Annotated in this window: 3 protein-coding genes and 2 pseudogenes; 2 read left to right on the top strand and 3 right to left on the bottom strand. The window is 55.3% G+C overall.

What is annotated here, in order from left to right; all coding sequences use genetic code 11:
- The first annotated feature begins 498 nt into the window (after positions 1 to 498).
- Positions 499 to 846: a PadR family transcriptional regulator gene (locus ACFSOY_RS00825; RefSeq protein ID WP_386043385.1), complete on the top strand. Its 348-nt coding sequence runs from the start codon at positions 499 to 501 to the stop codon at positions 844 to 846.
- A complete protein-coding gene (locus tag ACFSOY_RS00820) occupies positions 843 to 1,394 on the top strand; it encodes a DUF1700 domain-containing protein (protein WP_386043383.1) in 552 nt (183 codons plus the stop codon). The genes ACFSOY_RS00825 and ACFSOY_RS00820 overlap by 4 nt, the downstream gene beginning before the upstream one ends.
- Before the next feature lie 103 nt (positions 1,395 to 1,497).
- On the opposite strand, the gene ACFSOY_RS00815 is transcribed toward ACFSOY_RS00820, so the two are convergent.
- The 3 genes and pseudogenes from ACFSOY_RS00815 to ACFSOY_RS21230 all read right to left on the bottom strand — a co-directional run.
- Positions 1,498 to 2,511 carry a methyltransferase domain-containing protein gene (locus ACFSOY_RS00815; RefSeq protein WP_386043381.1) on the bottom strand — a complete coding sequence of 338 codons (1,014 nt, stop codon included), beginning with the start codon at positions 2,509 to 2,511 and terminating at the stop codon, positions 1,498 to 1,500.
- An 18-nt stretch (positions 2,512 to 2,529) separates the two neighbouring features.
- Positions 2,530 to 3,291: pseudogene (locus ACFSOY_RS21235) on the bottom strand (thioesterase domain-containing protein); the annotation flags it as partial.
- Between the two features lie 63 nt (positions 3,292 to 3,354).
- Positions 3,355 to 6,798: pseudogene (locus ACFSOY_RS21230) on the bottom strand (amino acid adenylation domain-containing protein); the annotation flags it as partial.
- Positions 6,799 to 6,834 lie beyond the last annotated feature (36 nt).

Here is a 6,834-nt window from a genome sequence, read left to right as displayed (position 1 = left end):
TCATAAGTTCTTCAGCAAAAAGTAATCGCGATTTAATGGCAGAGTAGTTGCTAGGAATATTGTACATATAGGTAATATACATTTCGCTTAATGTAATTTAGTGTTATAGAAATATAATTACGGTAAATAGCTGTTACAAAATCAATAATCATTTATCTAGTAATTTCTTTCTTGTATAACCGAATTCCTCCGCTCAATATACAGTGATCCGAAAGAAATCACTCAATAATAAATATTCTAAATATTGTTTAAAATAATAACCATATATTTACTATGACTCTCACCTATATAAATAGCCACTCTTCGTCCTCTTAATTTGAAACCGCACTTCCATAAAGCTATACACCAACTCGTAGCTGACTTTAATGATCCGAGCTGTTCGCGAGAATCGTTCGACCGCATTTTCAAGTGATCGGTTTTCACGACCTATTATTTTCTACCCAGTACCTTGCGTTGCACAATAGGTGGTGATAACATAGTAGTGAAAGGAGCGTGCTTATGGCGATTTACGAATGGACGTCTCAGGTGCGCCGAGGCATTTTGGAGTACTGTATCCTCCTGCTGATCAGCAAGCAACCTCGCTATGGATATGAGCTCGTCACTTTGTTAGACAAGTGGGAGCCGCTCGCGATTACAGAGGGTACGCTCTATCCCCTCTTGCGCCGACTGTTGAAAGAAAACTATATCGAATCCTACTGGCAAGAATCTGAATCGGGTCCCCCGCGGAAATATTACAGTTTGACAGTTGCAGGTCAACTCTTTTTGGAGACGATCTCAGTCGAATGGAAAAACCTTGCCCAAGCAGTTGACGACATCCAAACTTACAGAGAAGAGGAACGCACATGAGCTCAAAACGGCAAGACTATTTGAACACTTTATCCGATCACCTGCGAAAATTGCCGGAGGAAGAACGGCTCGATGCGGTGCGTGAAATCGAGAGCCATATTGAGGAGGGGATACGCAACGGTCAGTCGGAGGCGGTGCTGCTGGAGAAGTTAGGAGATCCGCGCCAACTGGCAAGAGCTTTCCGTAGCGAGCATCTGTCGCATCGCTCCAATCGTTCCGCTTTCGATCTGTTGGCGATGGTCGGATTTTATTGCACGACAGGGTTGGCGAGCGTTATCGTCGTTCCGATCTTGGCGACGATCGCCTATGGGTTTGGCTTTACTGCGATTCTTATATTCCTCGCTGGCATCCTGCGCACGTTCGGCGTCAGTTGGATTCAGATGAATCTCGGACCCGGCTACTCGGTCCCCACAGAGTGGAGCATGGTGTTCGCATTGCTAGTTGGTGGCATGATCGGCGCGATCGCTTATTACAGTCGAAAATACCTGCGGATCTATTTGAAATTCCTCTCCGATCGCTATCGCAGCGCGCTGCCTGCGAATCGATAATAGGCAGGCGATCGAGAAACTGCAATCATCGATCGCACTTGTAAAACAAAGAGGGTGCTGTCATCAGCTGATGACAGCACCCTCTTCTTGATTATCTGCTCGCTTAGGCGCGCAACAGGTAGAGGTACGTGTTCGGCACACCGAAATCGATGCACTTCTCGATCGTCAGCCCTGAGGCTGTGAACAGTCGCTCGTAATCATCCTGGCTCGGGATCTGCACTTCCATAAAGTCGTGCACCAACTCGTATCCGACGTTGAAGATCGGGAGTTGTTCCAGAGAATCTTTCGGCGGCATTTTCAAAGTGTCGGCGATCAGGAAGTACTTGATGTTCGGGAATGCATTTCGCAATCGATCGAAGATCGTATCGCGAATGCTCTCGATGTTGTACAAGTCGTGGAACATCATGAAGCAAGTGAGAACTTCGACCGTTTCCATCACATCCTTGTACTGATCGCTCTGGAAAGTGTCGAGCGCGTTGGCGCAGATCATGCTGAGCCGATCTTCCAGCCCGTTTTGTGCAACGTTTTGGTTGGCCAGTTCGATCGCTGCTGGCGCGATGTCGACGCCTACCCCTTTGATGTACGGATAGCGCTGGCAAAATTGCACCAAGCGCCCTCCGTTTCCGCAACCGAGGTCTGCAATATGGGTGAAATCCAGTTCGTCCAACACCCCGTAGAGCAGTTCGGACATCAGGCTGCGGTTGCACATGTCAGCACCGAGCGCGACCAACCCGTTATCGCGCAGGTGGCTCCAAGCTTTTGAAGCGGTAGACAACTGACCCATGTCCTGGAACATCTTGCCGTATCCTCCGACGCTCCAGACGAAATATCCAAGGTCGCGGCGCAGCTCTTCGCCCATCTCGGTGACGCTTACCGTGTCGCCTTCGTGCAGTTCAAAAAACCCGAGCAAGCTGCCAGTGCGGAGCAATGCCTTTAAACGCGGCAGGTCGCATTTCGCTTTTTCGGCGAGCTCCCGCACTCCCAGTCTCTGCTTCGGCTCCAGGATGGGAAACAATCCGATCTGATGCAGCGCATATGCCATGTGCGCTCCCACATATCCGTTGAACATCTGCACCGGTTGCATCGACTCGACCTGTTGTTTCGTGATCATACTCATCTCTCAATTCCCCCACACTTAAATTTTGATCTGTTCTTCAACCTGCTGCGCTAGCTGATCGACAAGCGCTAGAACTTGAGGTTGCTTCATCATCGAGAAGTGGTTCCCTGGCACTGTGGCGACCGCGATCTGTTCAACTTCAAGATCGGTCCAGCCGAGCAGCTCGCCTCTGTCAAGCAGTGGATCTTGCTCCTGCGCTTTCAAGAGCATCCAGTGTCCGCTGTACGGCCGAGCTGGAATATATCGTGCGTAGGCGAGCAGGTTGGCGCGGAAGACGCGATACATGCGGGCGAACACTTCCGATCCTTGATCGAACGGCAACGCTTGTGCTGCCATCACCGCTTGGTACAGCTGATCGAGAGCTGACGAGAGCTCCCAGTTGTCGTCCTCCACAGCATCAGGCATCTCGATTCCGAATTGACTGGTCAAATCGAGTGCAAACGAGTAGAAGATCGTCTCCTCGTCAAGATCTTCCTCATTTGTCCAACCTGGCGCATGGCTGTCCAGCAGGGTGAGCATCGCTACTTCTTCGCCTTGTTCGCGCAGCTGTTTCGCCATCTCATGGGCGACGATCCCGCCGAACGACCAGCCGCCGAGGTGATACGGACCTTGTGCTTGGACCATCCGCATCTCCTCGATGTAGCGCTCAGCCATCGCCTCCACATGTTCGAGCGGCTCTTGGTCGTCCTCAAGCCCTTTTGCTTGGAAGGCGTAGAACGGCTGCTCGGGGTCGAGCGCGCGCACCAGATCGAGGTAACCGAAAACTGCACCTCCACCTGGGTGAACGAAGAAGTACGGCAGTTTGGAGCCGGACGGCTTCATCGGCACCAGCGAATGGCCTGTGCCCTTTTCATCGCTGAGATGAGTGGTCATCTGCTCGACCGTCCCTTCTTGGAACAGCAGGGACAGCGGCAAGTCTGCATGCAGATGTTTGCGAATCTCCGCCATCAGGCGGACGGCCAGCAAAGAATGCCCGCCGAGTGCGAAGAAGTTGTCCTTCACGCCGACTCGCTCGACGCCCAACACGTCTGCCCAGATGTCTGCCATCTGCTGTTCCTTGTAGCTGCGTGGCGCCACATATTCGGTTTCGCTGGCAGCTCCGGCAGCTTCTGGAGCTGGCAGTGCTCGCTTGTCGACTTTGCCGTTCGCGGTGAGCGGCAAGGTGTCCAGCGGAACAAAAGCGGAAGGCACCATATAGTCGGGCAGTTGATCCTGCAGATAGCGGCGCAAATCACCGCTCGTCAGCACTTCCTGTTCGGCCTGCTGGACGAAGTAGGCGACGAGACGCTTGTTGCTCGGCGTATCTTCACGCGCGATGACCACGCTTGTCTTGACCGCCGGATGCCCGCTCAATACCGCTTCGATCTCGCCGAGCTCGATGCGGAAGCCGCGGATTTTCACCTGATGGTCGATTCTGCCTTGATATTCAAGCTCACCATTCGATAGCAAGCGGGCAAGGTCTCCCGTTCGATACAGCTTCTCTCCATTCGCGCGGAACGGGTTGTCGATGAAGCGCTCCGCCGTCAATTCGGGTCGCTGCAGATAGCCGCGCGCCACCCCGGCCCCACCGACGTACATCTCCCCTGTCACGCCAAATGGAACTGGCTGGAGATTCGAGTCGAGCACGTACAGTTGGAGGTCAGGGATCGGCAGGCCGATCACGCTGCCAGCCCCTTTTTCCAGATCGACAAGTCGGATCGGGCGATAGGTGACATGGACAGTCGTTTCGGTGATGCCATACATGTTGACCAGCTGTGGCTGTTGGTCGCCGTGACGGGCAAACCATGATTTCAGACTTTGCAGTTCGAGCGCTTCCCCGCCGAAGACCACATAGCGCAGCGACAGTCGATCGGTCGAGCTGGCCAGTTCATCCGCTTGCATCAGCTGGTAGAAAGCGGACGGCGTCTGGTTGAGCACGGTGACGCCCTCCTCGCACAGCAGGCGGTGGAACGCCTCTGGCGAACGGCTGACCAGATAGGGTACGACCACCAGTCGCCCGCCATACAGCAAGGCTCCCCAGATCTCCCAGACGGAGAAGTCGAACGCGTAAGAGTGGAACAGCGTCCAGACGTCCGCCTCGCCAAACTGATACCACGCATCTGTGGATGCGAACAGCCGGGTGACGTTCGCATGCTCGATCAGAACGCCCTTCGGTTTGCCTGTCGATCCTGACGTGTAGATCACATAGGCAAGACTTTCTGCGGTCGCTCCGCTCGTCAGGTTCTCGCTCGATTGACGCTCGATCTCCTCCTGATCGCGATCGAAGCAGATCACATGCGCATCGTGTGGAGGCAGGTCTGCAGCATATCGCTCCTCTGTCAACAGCGCCGATACTTGCGAGTCTTCCAACATGAACGCCAAGCGCTCCGCAGGATACGTTGGGTCAAACGGCACGTAGGCGCCGCCTGCCTTCAAGATCGCGAGGATGCCGATGACCACTTCGGCAGATCGCTCGACCATCAGCCCGACCAGCGTCTCGTTTTTGACACCGAGCTGTTGGAGTCGATGGGCGATGCGGTTTGCCTGCTCGTTCACTTCGCGGTAGGTAAAGTGTCGATCTTGATCGGTCAGCGCGATTCGGTCTGGCGTCCGCTTCACCTGTTCTTCGAAGCGCTGGTGGATCGTGCTCTCGATCGACGCATCGATCGAATGCTCCTGCCACATCGAGAGCAGTCGGCTGCGCTCTTCCGCTTGCAGCAGTGGCAAAGCGGACAGCGTCCGATCCGCATCTTCGGCGATCGCCGCGAGCAAGTTTTGGAAATGTTGCATCATCCGCTCGATCGTCTCGCGCTGGAACAGGTCTGTGTTGTACTCCATCGAGGCGCTCAGGCCGTCCGCGTCGCTGGCCATCGCCAGCGTCAGATCAAATTTTGCCGACTGATGCTCAGGCTCGATGTAGCTGACCGCAAGCCCCGGCAGACGCATTTCATAATCCTCCGCATTTTGGAACGTGAACATCACTTGGAACAGCGGCGTATAGCTCATGTCACGATCCGGTGCGAGCACCTCGACCAATTTTTCAAACGGTACATCCTGATAGGCGTACGCCCCGAGCGCGACTTCGCGCACCTGTGCCAACAGCTGGCGGAATGTCAGATCGTCAGACAGCGCGGAACGCAAGACGAGCGTGTTGACAAAGAAGCCGATCAGCCCTTCGATCTCCTCCCGATTGCGTCCAGCTACCGGCGTACCGACCAGCACATCCTCCTGTCCGGTGTAGCGATAGAGCAGCACTTTGAAGGCGGCGAGCAGCGTCATGTACAGAGTGGTCGCCTCCTCTTGGCCGATCTGCGCCAAGCGCTCCGACAGCGCTTTGGGGAGCGTGAGGCTGACAGAAGACCCGTGGAACGTCTGCTTGGCCGGACGCGGTGCGTCGGTTGGCAACTGCAGGACTGGCAGGTGACCGGACAACCGCTCTTGCCAATAGCTGAGCTGTGCATCGAGCAGATCACCTTGCAACAGCTCCTGTTGCCAGCTGGCAAAGTCCGCATATTGAATCGGCAATTCGGGCAGTTGGACGAGATCGCCGTTGCAGAACGCTTCATAGCAGGCGGCCAACTCTTGACCGAACACGCCCATCGACCAGCCGTCGGAGATGATGTGATGCATGTTGAGCAAGAGCAGATGCTCTTCCGCCTCCACGCGCACGATGCGGGCGCGGAACAGCGGTCCGGCGCTCAGGTCGAACTGCCATCGATCGTCTTCTTGCAGCAATCTTCTCGTCTGCGCTTGGCGCTCAGACGGCGCAAGATCGCTCAGATCGATCATTTCCACTGCAAACTTGGCGGTCGGTGCGATCACTTGCACCGGATGACCGTCGATCTCTTCAAAGGTGGTTCTCAATGATTCATGACGATCGACGATCAGCTGCAGGCTATCTTCGAGCGCAGCGAGGTCGATTTTTCCTTGCATGCGCAGCGCAGATGGCGAGTTGTACGCGGTGCTGCCCGGCTCCAACTTGTCGAGGAACCAGAGCCGCTGCTGCGCATAGGACAGCGGGAGTTTTCGATCGCGCTCGACCGGCAGCATCGGATGGTCGAGCAGGCTCGGCGCACCGCCGCGCAGTCGATCGAGCGCATCTGCCAGCTGAGCGACAGTTGGCCCTTCGAAGAGCAAGCGCAGCGGCACATCCGCTTGGAACGATTTGCGCAGGCGAGAGATCACCTGGGTGGCGAGCAACGAGTGTCCGCCAAGCTCGAAGAAGTTATCATAGATGCCGACCTGTTCGACGCCGAGCAGTTGTGACCAGATGTCGGCGACGTTCGCTTCCGTCTCTCCGCGCGGTGCGACATACGCTTGCTCCAAGCCGAGGCGCTCCGCCGG

Source organism: Tumebacillus lipolyticus (assembly GCF_042682745.1).
In the GTDB taxonomy this organism is placed as follows: domain Bacteria; phylum Bacillota; class Bacilli; order Tumebacillales; family Tumebacillaceae; genus Tumebacillus_A; species Tumebacillus_A lipolyticus.
This window is presented reverse-complemented; position numbering and strand designations above follow the sequence as displayed.